Source organism: Arthrobacter sp. Bi26, assembly GCF_918697925.1.
Lineage (GTDB): Bacteria > Actinomycetota > Actinomycetes > Actinomycetales > Micrococcaceae > Arthrobacter.
Window position 1 is genome coordinate 56,658 of the sequence record NZ_CAKKMF010000007.1, and the last position, 23,369, is coordinate 80,026.

Below are 23,369 nucleotides of genomic sequence, written 5' to 3' on the forward strand. Positions count from 1 at the left end.
CCGCCCGGGGACCTTCGGAAGGCGGGATCTAGCAGGTGCGGCACGTCCGGCCGCCGCTAGGCTGTCCGGCATGAGCTCTTCGTCACCCCGTAAGACTGCCCTTGTCACCGGCGCCGGCCGGCTCGCCGGAATCGGCGCCGGCATCGCGCGCCGCCTCGCCGCGGATGGCTGGGACCTCGTACTGACGTACTGGCAGGACTACGACGCCCGGATGCCGTGGGGAGTCCAGCCGGACGACGTCGAACGCCTCACCGCTGAGCTGCAGGCGATCGGCGCCGCCGTCGTGGCTCTGCCCGCGGATTTCCAGGACCCGGACGCCGTGGACCGGCTGATGGCCGCCGCTGCGACCGAGGCCGGAACCCTGCAGGCACTGGTGCTCAGCCATGCCGAATCCGTGGACTCCGGCATCCTGGACACGTCCCTGGCGAGCTTCGACCGGCACTTCGCGGTCAACACCCGGGCCAGCTGGCAGCTGATTGCCGCCTTCGCCCGGCAGGCCGGTCCCGACGGCGGGGCCATCGTGGCGCTGACCAGTGACCACACCGCGTTCAACCTGCCCTACGGGGCATCAAAGGGCGCCCTGGACCGGATCGTGATCGCAGCGGCCCGGGAACTTGGCCCGCTCGGGATCAGCTCCAACGTACTCAACCCGGGACCGGTGGACACCGGCTGGATGGACGAGCCGCTCCGTGACGACCTGGCCCGGCGGCAGCCCGGCGGCCGGCTGGGCACCCCGGCAGACGTGGCCGGCACCGTCGCGTTCCTGCTCTCGCCCGAGGGTCGCTGGATGTCCGGGCAGCTGGTCAAGGCCGACGGCGGCTTCTCCGCCTGAGCCTGGACCCGGCAGCCTGGCGCGTCAGCGGACGCTGATGCGGGCATCCGACGGTCGCCCCGGATCCGGTCAGTCGGCGGTCAGCAGGGCGAGGGCTGTTGCCAGTTCGGTGGCGGCGCTTTGGAGGAGGCAGGCCGTCTCGCGTGCACGGGCGTTGCGCCCGGACTGGAGGTCGGCATCAATGAGCTCGGCTATGAGTTGGAGCCGGCAGGCACCGGCCATGGATGCGGACCAGGACAGACTATGGGCGGCGAGGCGCGCCTCCTCCCAGTCCCCGACGGTCAAGGCTCGGTGGACCTTTTCGACCCGGTGGGGAAGCATGAGCTGGGATGTACTGACGAAGTCGTGGAACCTCCAGGATTGGGGTGTTCCTGCGCTCTCTTGAAGTCGGTTGCTGTCCAGAACGCGTGCCGTGGCGATGCGGGCACGGTACTTGCGGGGTCCCTGGTCAGCGCTGGAAAAATCCTGGTCGTTCACGTCCGCCCTGCTCGCGGCGTGACGTGCCGGAAAGACGCCGAGCGTCCACGCGCCTGACTTGGCCCTGAGACCCATGATGTCCCCCTCACCCGGTATCCTGTGCCGACCCGTCGGATCGGTTGCGATGGCACCACTCTACGAATGCGCCCCAGGGAGAACACGAGTGCTGGCTACGCGGAAACTCAGCAGTCACCACTTGTATCACTGGCCTCATACGTATCGCACGACAGGGATCGTCTTCGCGGGATCCAGGCGGCCGCACGGTCCAGTTCTTCGTCGCCGGATGGCCCAGCCGGCGTGGGCCCCCGGTCAAGGAACCCTGCGGGCGCGGGCCCCCTCGGGCTCAGCGGAAGGCGGGCAGACCCGTGATGTGCTGGCCCAGGATCAGGGTGTGGACCTCGTCGGTGCCCTCGTAGGTGCGGACGGATTCCAGGTTGGCGGCGTGCCGCAGCGGGGAATGGTCCAGCGTGATGCCGTTGCCGCCCAGGATGGTGCGCGCCTCCCGGGCAATAGCGATCGCTTCCCGCACGTTGTTCAGCTTGCCGAGCGAGATTTGCTCCGGACGCAGCGTGCCGGCGTCCTTGAGCCGGCCCAGGTGCAGGGCCAGCAGGGTGCCCTTCTGGATTTCCAGGAGCATGTTCACGAGCTTCTCCTGCGTCAGCTGGTATCCGGCCAGCGGCTTGCCGAACTGCAGCCGCTCCTGGGCATAGGCCAGGGCGGCCTCGTAGGAATCCCGGGCGGCGCCCATCGCACCCCACGCGATCCCGTACCGGGCCTCGTTCAGGCAGGAGAAGGGGCCCCGCAGCCCCCGCGCCGCCGGCAGCAGCGCCTCCGGGCCCAGCCGGACGGCGTCGAACGTGATGTCGCACTGGATGGAGGCGCGCATCGAAAGCTTCTGCCCGATCGGCGTCGCGGTGACGCCCGCGGTGCCGGCCGGGACGAGGAATCCGCGCACGCCGTCGTCGGTCATGGCCCACACCACCAGCACATCCGCCACGGACGCGAGCCCGATCCAGCGTTTGGCGCCGTCCAAGATCCAGCCGGCGTCGCTGCCGGTCCCGTCGGGGCGGGCAAAGGTGGTCATGGATGCCGGATCCGATCCGGCTGTGGGCTCGGTTAGGGCAAACGCGCCGATCAGCTCGCCGGCGGCCATCCGGGGGAGCCACTCCTGCTTTTGGTCCTCGGAGCCCCACTTGTGGATGGCTGTCATGGCGAGGGAGCCCTGCACTGAGACGAACGTGCGGACGCCGGAATCGCCGGCCTCGAGTTCCATGGCCGCGAGGCCATATTCGACGGCGGAGCGGCCGGGGCAGCCGTAGCCCTCCAGGTGCATGCCAAGCACGCCGAGCTCGCCAAGTTCCGGGGCGAGTTCCAGGGGGAACACGGCGTCCTCGTACCAGCCGGCGATATCGGGACGGATCCGCTGGTTCGTGAAATCGCGGACGCGCTCGCGCACGGTGCGCTCCTCCGCGCTCAGCAGGGAATCGATCGCCAGGACATCGGAAACGTCGGAATCGTGGGGAATGCCAGCTTCGTTGCTCATGCCAGCATCCTACGGCCGCACCGTACTCTCGGGCTGAGTCCGTGCCGCGGCGGGCTGGTGCCGCAGGAAATAGCCCCGCGTGGACGGCGCGAAACGGCAGACGGCGGCCAGCGCCACGCCCAGTACCAGGAGCAGCACGCCGCTGACGAAGGCCCCGCCGACGCCGAAGATCTGCGTATCACCGTAGTCCGGATCCCACATCTGCACCGCCGAGACGAAGAATGCCGCAGTCAGCATGAAAGCGCCGAGCAGGGGCATGACGCCGCGGAACCAGAAGTTCCGGGCCGAGCCGCGCAGGGTCGCGCGGAAGTACCAGACGCAGGCAAAGCCGGTCAGGGCGTAATAGAAAGCGATGAACAAGCTGATTGAACTGATCGAGTCGGCGAGCAGGTTCTCGCTCACCAGGCTCATCAGGACGTAGTAGGCAACGGCCGCGGCGCCCATGACCTGGGTGGAATATCCCGGCGTCTGATTGCGCGGGTGGACCTCGCCGAACCTGGGAGGCAAGGCGCCGTGCACGCCCATGGACAATGTACCGCGGGCGGTAGGGAGGATGGTGGTCTGGGTCGAGGACAGCACCGATGCCAGGACGGCGACGACGATCAGCCAGCCCCAGGGGCCCAGCACCACGTCCTTCATGGCGAGGAAGACGTCGTTCTGGTTGGCCTCGTTGGCCAGCCCGATCCCGTCCGTGCCCACTGTGGCGTACATCATCACCAGGAGGGCCACGGAGACGTAGATTACGACGAGGACAAGCGCCGAAATGACGGCGCCGCGGCCGGGGGTGGTGCCGGGGTTCTCGGTCTCCTCGTTCACCGCGAGGCAGGTGTCCCAGCCCCAGTAGATGAACAGTGCCAGCAGGGCACCATGCACCACCGCGCCGGGATCGGCGAAGGCGCCGGCGGGGTTGAACCACTCAAAATCGAACGCCTGACCGGTTGCGGCCCCGCCGGGAACTCCGCCCGTGATCCTGAAAATAATCGCCACGGCGAAGATGCCCAGCGAGAGGTACTGCACGTAGGTCAGGACCCGCTGGACATGTTCCCCGAGGCGTATGCCGCGGTAGTTCACCAGGGTCATGAACACGATGAACAGCACGCCGGTGGCGGTGACCACCAGGCTGTTCCCGGCCAGGGAACCGTCGCCGATCAGCAGCCACAGGTACTGCCCGGCGACCTGTGCGAGGTTGGCCAGGACCACGACGCCCGCCAGGGCAACGCCCCACCCGCCCAGCCAGCCGGCCCATGGACCGAAGGCCCGGCGGGCCCAGATGAAGGTGGTCCCGCAGTCCGGCATGGCGCTGTTGAGCTCACGGAAGGCGAAGGCGATGAAGAGCACGGGCACGAAGCCCAGCAGCAGGATTAATGGAGTGTAATTGCCGTTGACCGCCACGATCAGGCCCAGGGTCGCCGCGAGCGAATAGACCGGCGCGGTGGAGGCCAACCCCAGCATCACGGAGTCTCCGAGGTCCAGGATCCCGGCCCGCAGTCCCTTGGCGGGAACTGCCGCGGGGGCCCCGGGGCCGCCGGCCGTCGTCGTCTCGGTGCTCATAGGGCGATACCTGCCTTGCTGGAGTGGGCCTGGTTCGAGGTCGGAACCGGCGGGGCCGGCGCGTCAATTGTGTTGGGAACGAAGCGGCAGAAGTAGTCCGTGATGGGCCCGTCCGATTCGCGGATGCCACAGCCGACTGATTCGCCGTCGACCACCCAGAGCCCGAGCACCGGGCGGTTGCCGTCGAAATCGGGAAGGGCGTGGAACTGCTGGTAACACCAGCCTTCCCGGCCATAGTCGCCGGGCTGTTCCAGGTCGATGCCGGCGGCGTGGATCTTGATGTTGTCCCCTTCGCGGCCGTGCAGCGGCTTGGCCACCCACTCCTTGAGCGGTCCCGGGCCGTCGAGATAGGCCGGTAGCAGGTTGGGGTGGTCCGGGTACAGGTGCCATAGCGCCGCGAGCAGGGCCTTGTTGGACAGGAGCATCTTCCAGGCGGGCTCCACCCAGCGCGGATTGTGGGCGCGCTGGAGCAGCCGGTGCCCGAACGGCTCCGTCATCATCAGTTCCCAGGGGTAGAGCTTGAACATGGTGCTGATCATGAAGTTGTCCAGGTCCACGAAGCGGTTGAGGTTCGGGTCCCAGCCGATGTCGGACATGTTGATCCCGATCGTGGTCCAGCCGGCCTGGCCCGCGACGTCCCGCATATAGGCTGCCGTCATCCAGTCCTCGCCGGATTGTTCCTCCTCGGAATGGGCGATGTGGAGCGTGCTCATGCCGGTGCGGTACTGCACTCTCTTCCACTGCCTGATGAGGGCTTCATGGATGCCGTTCCACTGGTCCTTTTCGGGAAAGACGTCCTGCAGCCAAAACCACTGGGCGACGGCTGCCTCGATGAGCCCGGTGGGGGTGTCGGCGTTGTATTCGAGCATCTTGGCCGGCCCACCCCGGCCGTCGTAGACGAAGTCGAAGCGGCCGTAGACGTCCACATCGCCGGCCTGCAGCGATTCGGCCGCGAGCTCCAGTGCCTGCGGCCCGATCCCGATCCCGCCCATGGCGCCGGTGGCCAGGAACTTTGCGGCCTCGAGGCACATGCGGTGCATGTCCTCCGCCGTCTGTTCGAGAGTCTCCACTTCGTCCATGGTGAATTCGTAGTAGGCGCCCTCGTGCCAGTACTCGACGTTCGTGCCGTCGGGCAGGGCGGTGGTGGAGAAGACGAGGCCTTGTGATTCGATGTGCTCTTTCCAGTCCGGCCTCGGCACGGATCCCAGTCGTATCATCCCTAGCCTCCCGTGCTTCCGCCCTTGGCGCTGCCGCCAAAGCCGCCCCTGCTGACCGTGCCGCCCGTGCGGCTGTATCCCGTGGACGCCTTGGCCCCGGTGGGAACAGTCCTGCTGTAGCTGGGGTAGCCTGACCGGTTCTGGCCCACCCCGGGCACGCTGGCGCCGCGGGAGTAGAAGTACCAGGCATAGACGCCGGAGCTGCGGCCGTCTGTGCTGCTGTTATTGCACTGGGCGTCCTCGACGCGCTCGCCGGTGCCGTCGTTGAAACACACCTGGGCGTAGTCGGCCTCGTCCTCGTTGCTGGCCACCATGGCGGTGATAGTGCCGGCCAGGAGCGCCGTGACGCCCAGCCCGACGACGACGGTGCGGCGCTGCGAGCGTTTCCTCCGCGCGGCCGCGCTCGCCAGTTCGCGCTCGCGTTCCCGGGCGAAGGGGTCAAAGACGGCGCCGGGGGCAGCGGTGTCTGCCGGAAGCCCCGGCGGCGCGGGCTGGCCGGACTGGTTCTGCAGCTCGGGCCGCAGCTCGGGCTGTGGAACCTGCCACGGAGGCTGCTTCCGGTCCTGCCGTTGCTTATCCGGGTGCTTATCCGGGTGCTCGTCGTTGCGGCCCAAATGCGTCCCCTCACGTATGGCCGCGGGACGTGTTTGTCCCGCGGAAGGCTTGCGTGCGTTTCCCGACGCCAGCCTAACCGGCCTCCGGATCCCGGACGATGGATGGGCTCCACGTGTCTGCGGTGCCGGCCGGGCCAGCGTGCCCGAGCCGAGTCCGGTGCCCGGCCGTGCGCAGGCCTACACTGGTGCCATGGAAACCGCATCTGTGCTTGCTGTCTGCAGGGTTCACCAGCTGCTCGATGATCCCGGCAGCGTCGGGGTCACCGCGATCGACAAGCGCCCCGTGGACGGTCCGGTGCGGGTCCACAAGCTCGGCCTGCGCGGTGATGTCCAGGCCAGCAGGATCCATCACGGCGGCGAGGACCAGGCACTCTACGCGTATTCGCAGGACGACGCCGACTACTGGGCCGGCGAGCTCGGGCGGGACCTGCCGCCGGGCACCTTCGGCGAAAACCTGCGGATCACGGGCCTCAACGCCTCCAACGCCGTGATCGGCGAACGCTGGAAGATCGGACTGGACGTCGAGGTGGAGGTCACCTCCCCGCGCATCCCCTGCGCCACCTTCCAGCGCCGGATGGGCGAGCCGCACTGGGTCAAGCGGTTCACCGAGGCGGGCCGGGTGGGCACCTACCTCCGGGTGGTCCGGACCGGCAACATCGAAGCCGGGAACCACATCCACCGGCTCTTTGTCCCCGCGCACGGGGTGACGATCGCCAAGTGGTTCACCGATCCCACCCTGGAGGACATGGAGGCCCTGCGCGACGCCGACGCCGACGGCCAGATCCGCCTGCAGCCCGAGTACCACCAGGGCTTCGAGCAGCTGCAGCGCCGCCTCGGGGTCTAGGACTGGTGCGCCGGTGTGCGCAAGCTCACCGTCCGCCGTCGGCCTCTCAATTTCCACTGTTCTGATCCATGCCCTACACTTGAAATATCCCCCACTCCGGAAATCCCTTATTCCTGCCCAATTCTTGAGGCAGGACTGGCAAGTGTTGGGGCCCGCAAATGTGATGCGGGCATTTTCATAGGGAGAGCCGGCAAAAGAAAACGCTGTACAGACTGCTGGGATAGCAGCCAAGAGATGCAGCGGGAAGTCCTGCCACGGGATTGCGAAAGCGCCGGACTTCTATGTGACCCGCCGGTCAACGTACGCCCGGCAATTCGTGTCACGCGTACTGCGGCTCCGCTCACCTCGGGTTGTGCCGCTTGGCCCCTATGGATGAGGAAATTTCACCTATGCCCGAAAATCAGAACAACTCCGTCGACACCGAAACCGTTCAGAGCGACGTCGAGACTTCTGAAACGGCTGCACCCGCAGCCGGCTCCGCCCCGGAATTCACCGAGGCTCCTGCGAACTTTGTAGCACCGGCCGCCGAGGCTGCCCCGCAGGCTGACACCAAGACCGAGGCCACTTCCGCCCCGGCCAAGGATGAGGACGCCGAGGAAGAAGGCGTCAAGTTCGTAGACCTCGGCATCGACGGCCGTGTCCTCGCTGCCCTGCAGGACGTCGGCTACGAGAAGCCGTCCCCGATCCAGGCAGCAACCATCCCGCTGCTGCTCGAAGGCCGCGACGTCGTGGGCCTGGCCCAGACCGGTACCGGTAAGACTGCAGCTTTCGCAGTACCGGCACTGTCCCGTCTGGCCGAGCTCCACGACCTCAACGGCCCCTCCCGCAAGACCCAGGCCCTGGTGCTGGCTCCCACCCGCGAGCTCGCCCTCCAGGTTGCCGAGGCCTTCACCTCCTACGCCAAGCACATCGACGACTTCACCGTCCTCCCGGTGTACGGCGGCTCCGCCTACGGCCCCCAGCTCGCCGGCCTGCGCCGCGGCGCCCAGGTTGTCGTCGGTACCCCCGGCCGTGTCATCGACCACATCTCCAAGGGTTCCCTCGATCTGTCCGAACTCCAGTACCTCGTGCTGGATGAGGCCGACGAGATGCTCCGCATGGGCTTCGCCGAAGACGTGGAGCAGATCTTCCAGCAGACCCCCGCGGGCCGCCAGGTTGCGCTGTTCTCCGCCACGATGCCGAGCCAGATCCGCCGGCTCTCCAAGCAGTACCTGAACAACCCGGCCGAGGTGCAGGTCAAGTCCAAGACCACCACGGGCGCCAACACCCGCCAGCGCTACCTGCAGGTCATGGGCCCGCACAAGCTCGACGCGCTGACCCGCATCCTCGAGGTCGAAGAGTTCGAGGGCGTCATCGCCTTCGTGCGGACCAAGATGGCCACCGAGGACCTCGCCGACAAGCTGCGCTCCCGCGGATTCCAGGCTGCCGCCATCAACGGCGACATCCCGCAGCAGCAGCGTGAGCGCACGGTCGAGGCCCTGCGCGACGGCAAGATCGACATCCTTGTCGCCACCGACGTCGCCGCCCGCGGCCTGGACGTCGAGCGCGTCAGCCACGTGGTCAACTACGACATCCCGCACGACACCGAGTCCTACGTCCACCGCATCGGCCGCACCGGCCGCGCAGGCCGTTCCGGCGACGCGATCCTGTTCATGACGCCGCGCGAGAAGTACCTGCTGCGTTCCATCGAGAAGGCAACCCGCCAGCCGGTGGAGCAGATGCACCTGCCCACGGCCGAGACCGTCAACACGCTGCGCCTGGGCAAGTTCGCCGAGCGCATCACGGAGACCCTCGAGTCCGAGGACGTAGCCGCGTTCCGCGACCTCATCTCCTCCTACGAGGAAGAGCACAACGTGCCGGCCTCGGAGATCGCCGCCGCACTGGCCGTCATGGCCCAGGGCGGACAGCCGCTCCTGGTCAAGGAACTGCCGGCAGCGCCCGAGTTCCAGAAGCGCGAGCGCTCCAAGGACGGCTTCGGCTCACGCGGCCCGACCCGCACCCTGACCGAGGGCAACGCCACCTACCGGATCGCCGTCGGACGCCGCCAGCGCGTCATGCCGGGTTCCATCGTTGGCGCCATTGCCAATGAAGGCGGCATCTCCTCGGCCCAGATCGGCGGCATCGACATCCGCTCGGATCACTCCCTCGTGGAGCTCCCGGCGGACCTCAGCGCCGATCAGCTGAAGGCCCTGTCCCGCACCCGGATCGGCGGCGAGCTGATCCACCTCGAGCTCGACAACGGCCGCAAGCCCTCCGGGGACCGCGGCTCCTACCAGGGCAACCGTGGCGGCGACCGCGGCGGGGACCGTGGTGGCTACTCCGGTGGCAGCGGCAACTTCAAGGGCAACGGCGGCTTCAAGCGCGAATTCCGCAAGGGCGACGGCGAGCGGTCCTCCGCTGACCGTGGCGGCCGCTCCTTCAGCGAGCGCTCCGAGCAGCGCACCTTCGGTGCCGACACCCGCAAGCCTCGCACCGAAGGCGGCTTCAAGCCCCGCAACAAGTGGTAACCACTAGCACTATCTGAGAACGGGCCGGCTCCCTGAGCCGGCCCGTTCTTGCTTTAAGCATTCCGCCCCGTGTTCGCTTCGTCACAGCCGCGGCGGCCGACCGGTCCGGGGTGCCGTTTTAGGCTCTCAGGACCGTGCTGGGAGCCCGGATTTCCGTCGGTTTCGGCCCGTCCGACGCCGTCCGGCCGCCGATTTGTTGGTGGGCGAATCTTCCGGTAGAGTATTTACTCGTTGCCCCCCTAGCTCAGTGGTAGAGCGCGTTCTTGGTAAGAACGAGGTCACCGGATCGATTCCGGTGGGGGGCTCTGGATGAGGGCCTGTGTCAAGGCGGTTTTTGACCGGCTTAGCGCAGGTTTTCCTCATTTATGGCGGTGTAGCTCAGTTGGTTAGAGCGCACGACTCATAATCGTGAGGTCGGGAGATCGAGCCTCCCCACCGCTACAGGCAAGACCCCCGGAATCCTTGAGATTCCGGGGGTCTTTCTGTCTTCCGGAGTCTCTGCCGGATATGGGGATTTCTCTCCCTTTCTCCAGAAAGCCACCATCTTCTCTCACCGATGGATACAAAATGGATACGCCGGACGGGTGCAAGGGCGGGTCAACAATTATATGGAGCGGCGCTGGGGTCCACCGAGGTCAGTGGACGGGGCTGGCGTCCCTTGAGCGTCGGGCTTGTCTGTTGGAAGGCTGAGTTGGCATGTCACGGGCCGACTGGCGGCGTAATACAACTTTGGGCGGGCGATCTGCGCTGCGGTTTCCCTCGCATCGGTCATGACGGGACGTCCGTCGTTCAGGACGACCCCGGAGGCGCGGTCATTGTCGGCCAGATCCCGCAAAATGTCTCCGGCATCCGGCATCCGGCATCCGGCATCCGGCATCCGGCACCCAAAGCACGCACCGGGCCGATGAGCTCCCGGGTCGGAGACGCCTGATCTGTGCTGAGCTGGTCCACTCGAAATTTGCGGGTCTTGCCCTGCAATATCATCCGGCGTAATGCTGGATGAGGGGGATCCGAGCATGCTTCGAGCTGACGGTTTCCCGGGAGGTTGCCATGTGGAAGCGTGGCGTGGCCGAGGTCGACGTGAATCGCGAAGCGCCGGCCCGCGCGCCGCCGCAGGTGTTACTGGATTGATGGTGGTCGGGGCGAACCTTGACGTGACGGTTGCGAACGTGGCCGTACCGGTCCCGGCCGCACCAGGCAGGATTGAGGCTTGGATTCCTAAGTGTTCATCCCGACGTTGACCACAATCGCAGGCCGGTACGGGATGGTGAACGGCGGCCGTTCAGTAGCCGCACCAAGTTTCGCGGGAAATGCTCGAACCGGATGGCCGGAGCCGCATTCTCTCGTTTGGAGCGCTTGATGCGCGGCGTTCGGATCGGCCAACCAGCGCCGCGGACCCGCGACGGATCCGCGATTAGTCGACCGCGGACTACGAAGGCCCGTGGGGGTTTCCCCAGGAGGTTTAGCCATGTATGAGAGTAAAGAGCAGAACCATCGCCCGGTGATCGAAGGCGGAAGTGCGGACGTCGCCCGCGCGTCAGGAACAGGAATCGACCGTCGCAGGGTCTTGGGATCGGGTCTGGCTATGGCCGCCACGGCGGGTCTGTTGGCGGGTGTCGCTCCTCGGGCAAGCGCGGCAGCCCCCGGGGAGCCTGGCCCGTTCCAGGAAGTCTCCGGCCATGCCCTGTACCTCCTGCCGCAGGACCACAAATGGCACACGGGCGGAATCTTCGACACCGGCCAGGTCCAGGAGTGGCACTACTGGACCGGCTTCTTCACCGATGACGACACCGGGGAAGAGTTCGGCATTTTCTACAACATCACGAACAACCCGAGTGCTCCCGGGGGGCCCTCGCTGTGGCAGCAAGGCGTCAGCTTCTCGTTCGGGGACTTCGCCAAGCAGGAGTTGGTCTGGTCACACCAGCCGACTGCTGTTGGCTCATTGCAGGCGACACGGCCGCCGGACTCGACCTCGCCGGACGACTTCCAGTACAACGCCAAGGGCGAGAACGTGGAATTCACCACGGTGTACCGTGCCGAGCCGGACACGTGGCGCTTCCAGTTCACGGGTGTTGCCGCAAACAACGGGAACTCACCCCTCGCCATGGACATGGAGAACACGGCCCAGTCACCATACGGCTACATGCCGGTAGGGCTTGCCGGCTTTGAGAATCAGAACATCCCCTGGAACGGGCAGAACCTGGATCCGGCCAACCTGTACTCACTGTCCTACTACTACACCGGTCCGATTTCGAGCAGCAAGGGCACCGTCACCATCGGCGGTAAGACCCGCCATCTCACAGGCACGATCTGGTTTGAGCACCAGTGGGGGAACTACAACTCCGGGAAGGAGCCGTGGACGACTGCGTATACCTGGGGGGCGCTGACGTTCAACGATGGCACCGTTTTCACCTGGCGCCAGTGGTACGGCGCGCCCAACGGATCGGCTCCCCTCCAGCCGATTCTGGAGATCGGCCGCAACTCGTTTGGGACGCCCAACGGCACACCGGAGGGCAGCCTTACCTTCCACGTGGGGAACAACGCGGAGTGGAAAGCGTTGAAGACCTGGAAATCACCGGTGAGCGGGCGCAACATCGCCACTCAGGTACAACTGACCAGCACCTTCGGGACCTGGTACCTCACGAACGTCTTCGACAACTACGAGATGCCCTGGGGCTATCCGCCCTACGGGAGCAATCCATATAGCTTTGTCGAAGCCGCGATGTGGGTCCGTACCGGCTCGGTCGACGGGCCGATTGTCGGCCACGCCTTCGCGGAGCAGGGCAATCAGCTCACCCTGTACGAGGGTGCAGTTCCCGGGTAGCGACTGCGGCCGCCTCGCTCGTCGCGGCGTTAGCATCAACGAAGTTGTCGAAAGCCCGCCCGCCGGGCGGAACCGTCATCGCTGCAAGAAGGGGCCTGTCACGTGCGCGTCCCGATGGGGTCCTGGCCTCGTTGGCAGGCGGCGGGTCGGATGGTGCGCCTGCGGCCCACGGGCATGCTACTTCACCGACACCGTTGCCCGTGTACGAGAAAGCCCCCGGCATAAACCGGGGGCTTTCTCGTGTCAGGGCTTCACTTGGCTAGGTGGCGGTACAGCGTAGCAACCGAGACGCCTACCGCGTCCGCGGTCTCTCGGGGGCTCCTGACGCCAGCCGCGTGCAACTGCTTCGCCCTGCTGACCTTGGCGCTGTCCAATAGTGTGGGTCGGCCTCCGTTGCGGCCGCGTGCACGCGCCGCTGCAAGCCCAACATTGGTGCGTTCCCGGAGCAGGTCTCGTTCGGAATCCGCGTCGTTGGCGGGGGAACCCAAATGGCGGCCAACGGTGAGGTTACTGAGTGCGATATCGAAATTGACGAACTGTCCGATGTGACGGTCGATGCCGTATCCGGAACCCTTGCCACAATGCTCGCGCCCAAGGGTTCCACCCTGTACGTGTCAGACCAAGACCGTCGAATCGATTTCGGCGCACATGAAGGATTGGCCCTCTACCTCAACGGCACCGACCTTCCAGACGATGTGTATCGGGACTGCGACTCCAATCATGTCTACGAGAATGCGGTCGATTGCTGGAGGGGTTGGGGATCGTGAGCAGTCACTGGCAAGGACCTCAGGAAACAGCGCTATATATGTACGGATGGAATTTCAAGGCCATGCAGGAGAGGCTGGCTCCGTTCCTGCAGGAGTATCCGCTGTGCCAGCAAATGTCGCGTGACCCAAATCGCGTGATACCGAGATCCCGGGGCCCTGACCTGCGCAAACATTGCCCAAAACGTGTCTGGACACTATGCTCGGCGACGGGGGAGCCGGCAGTCGGCTCAAAGACTGGGGGAACAATTGAACAAGAAGACCATCCGTCTCGGCATCGCCGGGGCACTCGCCGCGCTCTCGCTTGCGGGCCTCGCCGTTCCGGCGCAGGCCGATGATGAAATGTGGGACACTCCGAACGCCGACTCCTGCGGCCCGGTGGTCGACTTCGTCAAATACTGCACGGCCGAAAACGGATCGGCCTATCCGGTGCTGGTCAGCGGCGCCGTCGCCGGTCCGCGGCCCGGCATCGGCGGGGCCCTCCAGGTCGGCAGAACCCTGACCGTTGTTGACGGTGACTGGGATCCCGCGGACGCCACGCTGACGCATCAGTGGCTGCGCAACGACGTGCCCGTGCTGGGCGCCACCGGCACCACCTACCGGCTTACCGAGGCGGACCTCGGCAAGGGCATCCGGGTCAAGACCACGGCGGTAGCCCCGAGCTATGCAAAGACGACCCTGCAGTCCACCAAAACCGCCCCCGTCACGACCGCCGGCGGCGCCGTCCAGTCTCTCATTGCGGGGGACATTGGTATCGGTACGTATGACACCCACCCGGATAGGCCCAGCCGCCTCGTGTACGCAGGGGCGGGTTTTCGGGACGCTCCGGTCGTCTACCGCCAGTACCAGTGGCTTCGCGACGGCACGCCCATCCCGGGTGCCACCGCGCATGTGTTCGACCCGAGGGGTTCGACAGGGCTGCTCAGCGTCAGGGTCACCGGCCACGCTCCCGGGTTTATGCCGGCCACCGGGACCTCTGGACCGCGAAAGGTTTCTGACTTCGACCCACAACCCGGCGCCGTGGTCACCGGCGGCACCGGCCTGGGGGACGTCCTCACTGCTGCTGATGATGTTCCCTGGACTTCCAGCCTACGCCCGCACACCTACCAGTGGCTGCGCGACGGCGTCCCGATCTCCGGAGCCACCGCGCTGACCTACAAAATCACGGCCAAGGACCAGGGCCACACCCTGGTCCTGATGACCGACCCTTCTTGGTACGACACCAAAATCTACTCCAACGCGGTCGCCGTGCCGGCCGCCGCCGGGGTGGAGCTGAAGCAGCTGACGAATGTCACCAAGCCGGTCGTGACCGGGGACGCCGTGACCGGCTCTGTGATGAAGGTGTCGGCCGGGACCTGGTCCGTGCCCTCCGACAAGCTGAAGGTCACCTACAACTGGTTCGCTCCGGACGGGACGGTAGCGGCCACCGGCCCGAGCTTCACCCCGGACGGGTCCCAAGTTGGCAAGACCCTCACCGTCCTCGTGACTGCGTCCGCCCCCGGCTACACCACCGCCCGGGTAAAAGTCACCGCCCCCAAGCCCGTGACCGCGCGTGAGTCGACACGGGCCATTACCGGAACCCTGACCGTCGGGTCGAAGGTGACCGTGACTCCCGACCCCTGGTATGACCGGGCGGGGATCACTTCGGACGTAATGTGGCTGCGCGACGGCGTCCAGATCGCCGGGGCCTACGGCTGGAGTTACGTCCTGACGAAGGCCGACGCCGGCACGAAGCTCTCGGCCAGCGTGTTCCCGACTGTGCCGGGCGGCATGTACCAGACGATCAACGCTTCGGCGAGGGTGGCGGGTCTGCCCCTGATTTCGGCCACGCCGACGATTGTCGGCACCCTCACGGCCGGGAATGTCCTGACCGTGAAGCGGGGAACCTGGAGCTGGGGCACTGCCTTCACGTACCGCTGGCTCCGCAACGGCGTCGTCATCTCTGACGCCTATGCATCCACCTACAAGGTCCGGACCGCCGACAAGGGCACCAAGCTCACCGTCCGCGTCACGGGCTCCCGGTTCGGCTACACCACCGTCTCCCGGACCAGCGCGGCGCGCATCGCACAATGACACAGGCCGCTGACGCCTGGGATGCCTCCTGCGGATGAACCGAGACCCCCGGAATCCTTGAGATTCCGGGGGTCTTTCTGTCTCCATGGGATTGAGTTTTCCGAACGCCGCCTCTTGGTTTCCCCGGTCAGCTTGTCAGCGGATTACCCGATAACGCACGTGGGTGACGAGGCGGGTACCGCTTACTTCCGTCGGCTCAAGCTTGAGGTTCGCGACGTCGTCCAGAAGCCGCTCGCCCGCGCCCAGGAGGATGGGCGAGATGTGGAGCCGCAGCTCGTCGATCAGCCCCGCCGAAAGGTATTCGCGGACGGTCTGCGCTCCTCCGGCAATGGCCACATCCTTGCTGCCGGCGGCCTTCCGCGCCTGGGCCAGCGCCGATTCGATCCCATCGGTCACGAAGTTGAACGTGGTGCCGCCCTGCATCTCCAGGGTCTCGCGTGCATGATGGGTGAGCACGAACACGGGTGCGTGATAGGGCGGATCCTCACCCCACCATCCCCGCCATCCCTCGTCCCAGGCCCCAGGGCCTGCGAACATGTTCCGTCCCATGATGTAGGCGCCTGCCGCGAGGATGCCTTCGCGCTCGGCTGCGTTGGACTCGGGTTCCTCGAACTGCCACCTGTGCAGGAGCTCTCCGCCCTCGCCCAGGGGGTCCGCCAGGCTTTGGTTCGGGCCGGCGACGAATCCGTCGAGGGAGATAGTCAGATCGCATGTGACTTGGCTCATGCGCCCATCATGCCACCACCCGGCGGTTCGGGTCCGGCTGAGTTTCCCGGTCTCATGCCCTCACGCAGCTTGAGCCCGTGACAAGCCGCCCGTTTCACCGTAGTTTTGCAGCACCTGACGGTTGGGGATACCAGTGGACTTCTTCGGTACCATCATGGGCCCGTTCAGATGGCTGGTCTCGGCCATGTTGGCGGGCTTCCATGACGGACTCAGCGCCATCGGCCTGCCGGCGGCCAGTGGCTGGACGTGGACCCTGTCCATCATCGGGCTGGTGCTGGTCATCCGTGCCGCCCTGGTCCCTGTGTTTCTCAAGCAGGTCAATGCCCAGCAGCGCATGGGACTGCTGCAGCCGGACCTGAGGAAGCTGCAGGAGAAGTACAAGGGCAAGACCGATCCGCTGTCCCGCCAGGCCATGGCCCAGGAACAGATGGCCCTGTACAAGAAGCACGGCACCAACCCGTTCTCGGCCTGCCTGCCCATGCTGATTCAGCTGCCCTTTTTCTTCGCGCTGTTCCAGGTGCTCTCCGGCGTCAGCACCGCGGCCGGCCAGGGCGAAGGAATCGGTGCCATGAGCGCCGAGCAGGTCAATCAGTTCGACCAGTCCACCATTTTCGGCGCCCCGCTGTCCGCATCCCTGCTGCACGGCAGCGGCACCAGCCAACTTTCGGTGTGGGTCCTTTCCATCGTGATGATCCTGGCCATGACGGCCGCGCAGTTCATCGCGCAGAAGAAGATCATGGCCAGGACCTTGTCCGACGAGGCCCTGGAGAGCCCCTTCCTGCGCCAGCAAAAGGTGCTTCTGTACGGCCTGCCGATCGTCTTCGGCCTGGGCGGCATCGTGTTCCCCATCGGCGTCCTGATCTACTGGACCACCACCAACCTCTGGACCATGGGGCAGCAGTTCGCCATCAGGTGGGACAGAATGGGTCCATGACGCGAATCGCAATCATCGGCGGCCACGGCAAGGTGGCTTTGGAACTGTCCAGGATCCTGACGGCGGACGGGCAGGAGGTCACCTCCTTCATCCGCAACCCGGACCATGCGGCCGACGTCGCGGCCACCGGGGCCACGCCGACGCTTCTGGACGTGGAGAACGCGACGACGGCGCAGATCGCCGATGCCCTGCGGAACCACGACGCCCTGGTGTTCTCTGCCGGGGCCGGCGGCGGCAGCCCCGAACGGACCTACGCCGTGGACCGGGACGCCGCGATCCGTTCGATGGACGCCGCTGCCGAAGCCGGCGTCAGCAGGTACGTCATGGTCTCCTACTTCGGCGCCGGGCCGGACCACGGGGTCCCCGCCGACAACGGCTTCTTCGCCTACGCCGAGGCCAAGGCCGCGGCGGATGCCTACCTGCGCGGCTCAGGCCTTGACTGGACCATTCTGGGGCCCGGCACGCTGACCGCCGGACCCGGCAACGGGATGATCGACGTCGACCCCGCCGATACGTCGGACGGCACCGCAACCGCCCGCGCCAACGTCGCCCTGGTGGCGGCGGCGGTCCTCGGGCTGCCCGGCACGATCGGGCGCACCATCGAGTTCCGGGACGGCACCCTCCCGCTCGCGGCAGCCCTGCAACCCTAGGCCCAGCACCGGAATCCCGGCACCGCTGACCTCGATAGGGTAGTGGGGGCGGCCCGTGCATCCACCCGGGATGCCCCCGGCCCGCCTCCGGGGAAAGCGGGCACATGGACCAGTTGGCACTTATCGTTGGACTCCTGCTGGCTACAGTGGGGGCCGTGGGCCTGGGCGACCGGCTGAAGCTGCCCTACCCCGTGCTGATGCTGCTCCTGGCCGTCGCCCTGACGTTCATCCCAGGCTTCCCGGAGATCCAAATCTCGCCCGAGCTGATCCTGCCCATCTTCCTGCCGCCGTTGCTCTTCGCGACGGCCCAGCGCAGTTCCTGGGCCGTTTTCCGAGTCCGCTGGCGCACCTTGCTCATGCTCGCCGTCGCACTCGTTGTGGTCTCGACGGCGGTGGTGGCCGGCGCGGCCTGGCTCATGATCCCGGGCATCGGCATTCCGGCCGCGATCGCCCTGGGCGCCATGGTGGCTCCGCCCGATCCCGTGGCCGTGGACTCCATCGCCAGCCGGGTCCATATGCCGCGGCGGCTCATCAATGTGCTCCAGAGCGAGGGCCTCTTCAACGACGCCGCCGCCATCGTCATCTTCCAGGCGGCCGTGGCCGCCGCCGTAGCCGGCACCAAGATCGCCTCCGACGTCGTCCCCCAGTTTGTCCTCGGAGCCGCGATCGCGGTGGTCGTGGGGATCGGCATGGGCTGGTTCACGGGCCTGATCACCCGCCTCGTGACCTCCATGGTGGCCCGCAGCGCCGTCACCCTCGTGGTGCCGTTTGCCGCCTACATCCTGGCCGAGGAGCTGCACGCCTCCGGGGTGATCGCCGTCGTCGTCACCGCCCTGGAAATCCAGCGCCACTCCCGGCCCGGGGACGCCGCGGAGAGAGTCACCCGCACCGCGTTCTGGGACGTCGTGGAACTGCTGATCACCGGCCTGGCATTCGGGCTGGTGGGGCTGGAAGTACGGCAGGTCATCCATGAGGAAGGCAGCGCCGTTTTCGGCATGATCGGGACGGCCGCGGTTGTGTGCGTCCTCGTGTTCGCCGCCCGTTTCGCCTGGTTGGCCATGATGTCCGGACTGTCCCTGGCCAGGAAGGACGTCCTGCACCCTACCTCGGCCAAGGACGTGCTGATCCTGACCTGGTGCGGCATGCGCGGCCTGGCCACCCTGGCGCTGGCGCTGGCCCTTCCGCTGACGATTGCGGACGGCACGCCGTTCCCGGCCCGGAGCGAGCTGCTGGTGATCGCCTGCGCGGTCCTGCTGGCCACCCTGGTGCTGCCCGGCCTGACGCTGCCGTGGCTCATGCGGGTCCTGAAAGCGTCCGAGGACGGCTCGGAAGAACGCGACGCCGCCCGCGTGCTGGCCCGCCGAGCGCAACAGGCAGCGATCGCCGCGCTCAAGGACAACGAGCTGATGAAGGAACTGCCGGCGGAGAAGGTGGCGCTGGTGAAGGAGAAAATGACCCGGCTGCATGCCGAGCTGCTGGACGGGAGCCTAAAGAATGAAAGCGCGGGGGAGCAGCGCCAACGCGGCCGCGAACTGGCGATTGCCGTGCAGACAATCGCCCTCGACGCGGCCCGCCAGGAAGTCGTGGCGGCCCGGAACGAACCGGGCATGGACCCGGAAGTCGCGGACCGGGTGTTGCGGCAGCTGGACCTGCGCACCATGATCATGCCGGACTAAGGATCAGGCCGGACCTGGGGGATCACGCCGGATCAGGCCGGCGCGGGCAGGGCCAGCTCCAGGGCATTCGCCTCGACGTAGTCCAGGGCATGCCGGACCGCGCCTGCCGTGACGATCGCGTCGCCCAGGGGCGAGACCGTCACTCGCGGGGGAGTCGCGGTGAAGCGGGGGAGCAGCGCCGTGATGCCCGGCAGGAGCACGCCGGCGGACTCGGCGACGGCACCGCCGATCACCACCTGCTCGGGGTTGATCAGGCTCGCGATCGAGGCGATGACGCGCGCCATGCGCTCCGAAATCCGGTCCAGGATTGCCAGCGCCGTCGCGTCCCCGGCGGCCGCGTCCGCGAAGACGCGCGGCGCGCTGGCCGGACCGCCCGCGGATGGCCCGCCGTCTGCCGCGGACCACTGCCTCACCAGGGCCGCGATGCCGTCGCTGGAGCCGACGCCCTCCACCATGTCCAGATAGCCCATCTCGCCGGCGGCCCCGCCGCGGCCGTGGAGCAGGCGCCCGGACTCCATCACTCCGGCGCCCAGCCGTTCGCCCGCCAAAAGCACCACCAGATCGTCCACGCCCACGCCGGACCCGCGCCAGCGCTCACCGAGCGCGGCCAGATTGGCGTCGTTTTCCAGGAGCACGGTCCAGCCGTGCAGCTCCTTCAGCGCTGAGCGGAGCCCGACGTCGAACAGGCTCCAAAACCGCTGCGTCACGAGGACGTTGCCGTCCCGGTCCACCGGTGCGGCGATCCCGGCGCCGACGGCCAGAACCCTGCCCGGGTCTGCTCCCGCCGCTTCCAGCGCCTTGCGGCAGGCCAGATCGACGACGCCGATCCGCTCAAGGGCGGGGATGTCCGCCGCGCGGAAGCTCCCGCTGGAGCGGCCGATCACCCTGCCGCGGAGGTCGGCCACGGCGGCGGTGGTGGTCGCGGCGCCAATGTCGAGGCCCAGCACGAAGCCCGCCTCCCGGTTGAAGGCAAAGCGCCGGGCAGGGCGGCCCTTTCGCGGAACTGGGGGCATGCCCCGGCCAGCATGGGGTTCATTGCGGGGCTGGTCCAGCTCCACGATCCAGCCCCGGCCGATCAGGTCCTCGCAGACGGCAATCACCGAGGCCCGGGTGAGCCCGGTTAGGGCCATGAGCTCGGTTCCGGTGGCAACGTCGGCGCCGCGGATGTGGCGCAGCACGGCCTGGGCGTTGACGCGGCGCAGCAGTTGCGGCGTGGCGGCGGCTGCGTGCGGCATCACTTCTTGACCTCTTCTGTCCCCGGACCCATAATTGTTCAGGCAATATATTTAGCTTGTATCTAAATTACCAGAAGCCCTCCCAGACCCGAAGGAATCTCCTTTGACCAACACCGCCACGCTGGCAACCCTGTCCGGTTCCGACCTCGCCGCCGACCCCAACTGGTGGCGCCAGGCATCGGTGTACCAGATCTACCCGCGGAGCTTTTCCGATTCCAACGGTGACGGCCTGGGCGACATCAAGGGCATCACCGCCAAGGTGCCGTACCTAAAGGAACTCGGGATCGACGCCGTCTGGCTCTCCCCGTTCTACCCCTCGGCGCTGGCCGACGGCGGCTACGACGTCGACCACTACCGCGACGTGGACCCCAAGCTCGGCACCCTGGCGGACTTCGACGAGATGTCCGCCGCGCTGCACGCCGCCGGCATCAAGCTGATCGCCGACATCGTCCCCAACCACTCCTCGAACCGGCACGAATGGTTCGGGGAGGCCTTGGCCTCCCCGCGCGGATCCGCCGCCCGCGAACGCTACATCTTCCGCGACGGCCTCGGCGAAAACGGCGAGCTCCCGCCCTCGGACTGGGAGTCCGTCTTCGGCGGCCCCGCCTGGGAGCGCATCACCGAGCCCGACGGCACACCCGGCCAGTGGTACATGCACATCTTCGCCAAGGAACAGCCGGACCTGAACTGGGCCAACCGCGAAATCCGTGACGACTTCCTCAAGACACTCCGTTTCTGGTCCGACCGCGGCGTGGACGGCTTCCGCGTCGACGTCGCCCACGCCCTGACCAAGGACCTCACCGAGCCCCTGATCTCCAAGGTGGAGCTCAGCGCCGCCAACACGGGCACGGACGGATTCCCGGACGGCTCGCACCCGTTCTGGGACCGCGACGAAGTCCACGAGATCTACGCCGAATGGCGCGAGGTGTTCAACGAGTACAACCCGCCGCGCACGGCCGTCGCCGAGGCCTGGGTGCACGCCACCCGCCGCGCCCGCTACGCCAGCCCGGAGGGCCTGGGCCAGGCGTTCAACTTCGACCTCCTGCAGGCCGACTTCGACGCCGGCGAGTTCCGCGAAATCATCGCCCGGAACCTCGCCGAGGCCACGGAATCCGGGGCCTCCTCCACCTGGGTCTTCTCCAACCACGACGTCGTCCGCCACGCCACCCGCTACGGCCTGCCCCAGGGCGGCGGCAAGCACGCCCAGGGCCAGGACGGCAAGGGCTGGCTGCTGGCCGGCGCCCCTGTCGAAGAGCTCGACGTCGAACTCGGCCTGCGCCGGGCCCGCGCCGCCACCTTGCTGATGCTGGCCCTGCCGGGTTCGGCCTACCTGTACCAGGGCGAGGAATTGGGCCTGCAGGAAGTCACCGAGATCCCCGACGCCGAGCGCCAGGACCCCACCTTTTTCCGGAACAAGGGCGTAGAGATCGGCCGCGACGGCTGCCGCGTGCCGCTGCCGTGGGCTCCGGAGGGCACTTCGTTCGGCTTCGGCGCCGGCGGGGCGCACCTGCCCCAGCCGGCCTGGTTCGGCCGCTACGCCGTGGCAGCCCAGGACGGCGTGGAAGGCTCCACCCTCGAGCTCTACCGCAAGGCCCTGAAGCTGCGCCGCGAACTGCAGACCTCGGAGGAACTGCAATGGCAGGAAGCCGGCAGCGCCGACGTCCTGCGCTTCAGCCGTCCCGGCGGCTGGCAGACGGTGACCAACTTCGGCGACGCACCGGTTGACCTGCCTGCCGGCGAGGTGCTGGTCAGCAGCGGCCCGCTGGAAGATGGACAGCTGCCGGCCAACACCACCGTCTGGCTGCGGTGAGGCCCGCACCGAAGGATTCGTCCGGCGCGGCCGCCCTCGACGGGAACCTTCCCCAGGAACTCGTCTACGGCTGCATGGGCCTGGGCGGGAACTGGTCGGCGGAACCGTACTCGTCCGCGCACGTGGACGAGGCGGCCGCCGCCGTCGACGCCGCCATGAGCGCGGGCATCACGCTCTTTGACCACGCGGACATCTACACCAAGGGCAAAGCCGAAGCCGTCTTCGGCGAGGTCCTGGCCCGGACCCCCGGGCTGCGGGAGAAGATCCGGCTGCAGACCAAATGCGGCATCCGGCTGGGCGAGCAGGGCCTGGAGGCCTACTACGACCTCAGCCGGGACGGCATCCTGGCGCGGGTCAACGAAAGCCTGGCCCGGCTCCGCACGGACTACGTCGACGTGCTCATGCTGCACCGCCCCGATCCCCTGATGGATCCGGCGGAGGTGGCATCCGCCGTCGGGCAGCTCATGGCCGAGGGCAAAGTGCGGGCAGTGGGCGTGTCCAACATGTCGGGCCCGCAGATCGAGATGCTGCAGGACCGGCTCGAGGTGCCCGTGGTGGGCAACCAGCTCGAAATGAGCCTGCTGAAGCGGGCCTGGCTCGAAAGCACGGTGCTGGTCAACCACGCTGAGGGCACGGACTACAGCTTCCCGCACGGCACCGTGGAGCATTGCGTCCGGAACGGCATCCGGCTGCAGGCATACGGGTCGCTGGCCCGCGGCCTGTACACCGGTGCGCCGGCGGCCGTGCCGACGCCGGCAGAGGAGGCCACCAGCGCCCGTGTGGCCGCCCTGGCCGCCGCGAAGGGGACCACGGGGGAGGCGATCGTGCTGGGCTGGCTCATGAAGCACCCAGCCGGGATTGCGCCCGTGATCGGCACCGCCAACCCGGACAGGATCCTCGCCTGCGCCGGTGCCGCCGAGGCCGCCGAGGCGATGACCCGCGCCGAGTGGTACGGCCTCTGGATCGCGGCCAGGGGAAGCAACATCCCCTAGCCAGTCCCGCCGTAACCCACCCCGACTAGCTGGCAGGCGAGGCCGTTTGGAGTCCTGAAAACGGCTTCTGCTGCCAGCTGGTTGGGCAGGGACATGATTT

At 67.3% G+C, this 23,369-nt stretch carries 18 protein-coding genes, 2 tRNA genes and 1 pseudogene; 13 read left to right on the plus strand and 8 right to left on the minus strand.

The window, feature by feature from the left end; translation table 11 throughout:
- The first annotated feature begins 70 nt into the window (after positions 1–70).
- Positions 71–832, plus strand: coding sequence for an SDR family oxidoreductase (locus LQV16_RS03085; protein WP_229992476.1), 762 nt, complete (start codon positions 71–73; stop codon positions 830–832).
- 69 nt (positions 833–901) lie between these two features.
- Here the strand turns inward: LQV16_RS03085 and LQV16_RS03090 are convergent, their stop codons facing one another.
- The 5 genes from LQV16_RS03090 to LQV16_RS03110 all read right to left on the minus strand — a co-directional run bounded on the left by LQV16_RS03090 (position 902) and on the right by LQV16_RS03110 (position 6,234).
- Entirely contained in the window at positions 902–1,384 is a 483-nt protein-coding gene (locus LQV16_RS03090; RefSeq protein ID WP_229992477.1) for an Hpt domain-containing protein, read from the minus strand.
- A 268-nt stretch (positions 1,385–1,652) separates the two neighbouring features.
- Complete coding sequence (locus tag LQV16_RS03095; RefSeq protein ID WP_229992478.1) at positions 1,653–2,852, minus strand: acyl-CoA dehydrogenase family protein; 1,200 nt, start codon at positions 2,850–2,852, stop codon at positions 1,653–1,655.
- 9 nt (positions 2,853–2,861) lie between these two features.
- Positions 2,862–4,403 (minus strand): APC family permease, encoded by a 1,542-nt coding sequence (locus tag LQV16_RS03100; RefSeq protein ID WP_229992479.1) that lies wholly within the window; start codon positions 4,401–4,403, stop codon positions 2,862–2,864.
- Entirely contained in the window at positions 4,400–5,620 is a 1,221-nt protein-coding gene (locus LQV16_RS03105) for a glutathionylspermidine synthase family protein (protein ID WP_229992480.1), read from the minus strand. Before LQV16_RS03105 ends, LQV16_RS03100 begins: the two co-directional genes overlap by 4 nt.
- Before the next feature lie 2 nt (positions 5,621–5,622).
- Complete coding sequence (locus LQV16_RS03110) at positions 5,623–6,234, minus strand: Tat pathway signal protein (RefSeq protein WP_229992481.1); 612 nt, start codon at positions 6,232–6,234, stop codon at positions 5,623–5,625.
- Positions 6,235–6,424: 190 nt separating this feature from the next.
- Here LQV16_RS03110 and LQV16_RS03115 point away from each other — a divergent pair, with 190 nt between their 5' ends.
- From LQV16_RS03115 to LQV16_RS03135, 5 genes are all read left to right on the plus strand, one after another.
- Positions 6,425–7,078: an MOSC domain-containing protein gene (locus tag LQV16_RS03115; protein WP_229992482.1), complete on the plus strand. Its 654-nt coding sequence runs from the start codon at positions 6,425–6,427 to the stop codon at positions 7,076–7,078.
- Positions 7,079–7,467: 389 nt separating this feature from the next.
- The gene (locus tag LQV16_RS03120; protein ID WP_229992483.1) at positions 7,468–9,585 is read left to right on the plus strand and encodes a DEAD/DEAH box helicase; all 2,118 of its coding nucleotides are present in this window, start codon (positions 7,468–7,470) and stop codon (positions 9,583–9,585) included.
- A gap of 233 nt (positions 9,586–9,818) precedes the next feature.
- A tRNA-Thr gene (locus LQV16_RS03125) sits at positions 9,819–9,890 on the plus strand.
- 62 nt (positions 9,891–9,952) lie between these two features.
- Positions 9,953–10,026 (plus strand) — tRNA-Met (locus tag LQV16_RS03130).
- A 1,027-nt stretch (positions 10,027–11,053) separates the two neighbouring features.
- The gene (locus LQV16_RS03135; protein ID WP_229992484.1) at positions 11,054–12,409 is read left to right on the plus strand and encodes a lipocalin-like domain-containing protein; all 1,356 of its coding nucleotides are present in this window, start codon (positions 11,054–11,056) and stop codon (positions 12,407–12,409) included.
- 251 nt (positions 12,410–12,660) lie between these two features.
- Here the strand turns inward: LQV16_RS03135 and LQV16_RS23655 are convergent, their stop codons facing one another.
- Positions 12,661–12,897 carry a helix-turn-helix domain-containing protein gene (locus tag LQV16_RS23655; protein ID WP_356815669.1) on the minus strand — a complete coding sequence of 79 codons (237 nt, stop codon included), beginning with the start codon at positions 12,895–12,897 and terminating at the stop codon, positions 12,661–12,663.
- Between LQV16_RS23655 and LQV16_RS03140 the strand changes: the two genes are divergently transcribed.
- Together LQV16_RS03140 and LQV16_RS03145 are read left to right on the plus strand one after the other, a co-directional pair.
- Positions 12,898–13,176 (plus strand): hypothetical protein, encoded by a 279-nt coding sequence (locus LQV16_RS03140; protein ID WP_229992485.1) that lies wholly within the window; start codon positions 12,898–12,900, stop codon positions 13,174–13,176.
- Between the two features lie 246 nt (positions 13,177–13,422).
- Entirely contained in the window at positions 13,423–15,246 is a 1,824-nt protein-coding gene (locus tag LQV16_RS03145) for a hypothetical protein (protein WP_229992486.1), read from the plus strand.
- Between the two features lie 135 nt (positions 15,247–15,381).
- On the opposite strand, the gene LQV16_RS03150 is transcribed toward LQV16_RS03145, so the two are convergent.
- Positions 15,382–15,972 carry a dihydrofolate reductase family protein gene (locus LQV16_RS03150; RefSeq protein WP_229992487.1) on the minus strand — a complete coding sequence of 197 codons (591 nt, stop codon included), beginning with the start codon at positions 15,970–15,972 and terminating at the stop codon, positions 15,382–15,384.
- 133 nt (positions 15,973–16,105) lie between these two features.
- Between LQV16_RS03150 and yidC the strand changes: the two are divergent.
- The 3 genes and pseudogenes from yidC to LQV16_RS03165 form a co-directional block, all read left to right on the plus strand.
- Positions 16,106–16,876, plus strand: a pseudogene (gene yidC, locus LQV16_RS03155) (membrane protein insertase YidC); the annotation flags it as partial.
- A 26-nt stretch (positions 16,877–16,902) separates the two neighbouring features.
- Positions 16,903–17,556, plus strand: a complete 654-nt coding sequence (locus tag LQV16_RS03160) for an NAD(P)H-binding protein (protein ID WP_229992488.1) — start codon at positions 16,903–16,905, stop codon at positions 17,554–17,556.
- Between the two features lie 104 nt (positions 17,557–17,660).
- On the plus strand, positions 17,661–19,232 hold the full coding sequence (locus LQV16_RS03165) for a Na+/H+ antiporter (RefSeq protein WP_229992489.1): 1,572 nt from the start codon (positions 17,661–17,663) through the stop codon (positions 19,230–19,232).
- A gap of 32 nt (positions 19,233–19,264) precedes the next feature.
- On the opposite strand, the gene LQV16_RS03170 is transcribed toward LQV16_RS03165, so the two are convergent.
- The gene (locus tag LQV16_RS03170; RefSeq protein ID WP_229992490.1) at positions 19,265–20,467 is read right to left on the minus strand and encodes an ROK family protein; all 1,203 of its coding nucleotides are present in this window, start codon (positions 20,465–20,467) and stop codon (positions 19,265–19,267) included.
- Between the two features lie 103 nt (positions 20,468–20,570).
- On the opposite strand from LQV16_RS03170, the gene LQV16_RS03175 reads away from it, so the two are divergent.
- Positions 20,571–22,277 (plus strand): glycoside hydrolase family 13 protein, encoded by a 1,707-nt coding sequence (locus tag LQV16_RS03175; RefSeq protein ID WP_229992491.1) that lies wholly within the window; start codon positions 20,571–20,573, stop codon positions 22,275–22,277.
- A complete protein-coding gene (locus tag LQV16_RS03180) occupies positions 22,274–23,269 on the plus strand; it encodes an aldo/keto reductase (RefSeq protein ID WP_290369318.1) in 996 nt (331 codons plus the stop codon). Before LQV16_RS03175 ends, LQV16_RS03180 begins: the two co-directional genes overlap by 4 nt.
- Positions 23,270–23,369 lie beyond the last annotated feature (100 nt).

Excerpts from the sequence above, each read along its gene's own strand:
- LQV16_RS03085 (WP_229992476.1), top strand. The coding sequence starts at position 71 with ATGAGCTCTTCGTCACCCCGTAAGACTGCCCTTGTCACCGGCGCCGGC.
- LQV16_RS03090 (WP_229992477.1), bottom strand. The coding sequence starts at position 1,384 with ATGGGTCTCAGGGCCAAGTCAGGCGCGTGGACGCTCGGCGTCTTTCCG.
- LQV16_RS03095 (WP_229992478.1), bottom strand. The coding sequence starts at position 2,852 with ATGAGCAACGAAGCTGGCATTCCCCACGATTCCGACGTTTCCGATGTC.
- LQV16_RS03100 (WP_229992479.1), bottom strand. The coding sequence starts at position 4,403 with ATGAGCACCGAGACGACGACGGCCGGCGGCCCCGGGGCCCCCGCGGCA.
- LQV16_RS03105 (WP_229992480.1), bottom strand. The coding sequence starts at position 5,620 with ATGATACGACTGGGATCCGTGCCGAGGCCGGACTGGAAAGAGCACATC.
- LQV16_RS03115 (WP_229992482.1), top strand. The coding sequence starts at position 6,425 with ATGGAAACCGCATCTGTGCTTGCTGTCTGCAGGGTTCACCAGCTGCTC.
- LQV16_RS03120 (WP_229992483.1), top strand. The coding sequence starts at position 7,468 with ATGCCCGAAAATCAGAACAACTCCGTCGACACCGAAACCGTTCAGAGC.
- LQV16_RS03135 (WP_229992484.1), top strand. The coding sequence starts at position 11,054 with ATGTATGAGAGTAAAGAGCAGAACCATCGCCCGGTGATCGAAGGCGGA.
- LQV16_RS03140 (WP_229992485.1), top strand. The coding sequence starts at position 12,898 with ATGGCGGCCAACGGTGAGGTTACTGAGTGCGATATCGAAATTGACGAA.
- LQV16_RS03150 (WP_229992487.1), bottom strand. The coding sequence starts at position 15,972 with ATGAGCCAAGTCACATGCGATCTGACTATCTCCCTCGACGGATTCGTC.
- LQV16_RS03160 (WP_229992488.1), top strand. The coding sequence starts at position 16,903 with ATGACGCGAATCGCAATCATCGGCGGCCACGGCAAGGTGGCTTTGGAA.
- LQV16_RS03165 (WP_229992489.1), top strand. The coding sequence starts at position 17,661 with ATGGACCAGTTGGCACTTATCGTTGGACTCCTGCTGGCTACAGTGGGG.
- LQV16_RS03170 (WP_229992490.1), bottom strand. The coding sequence starts at position 20,467 with ATGCCGCACGCAGCCGCCGCCACGCCGCAACTGCTGCGCCGCGTCAAC.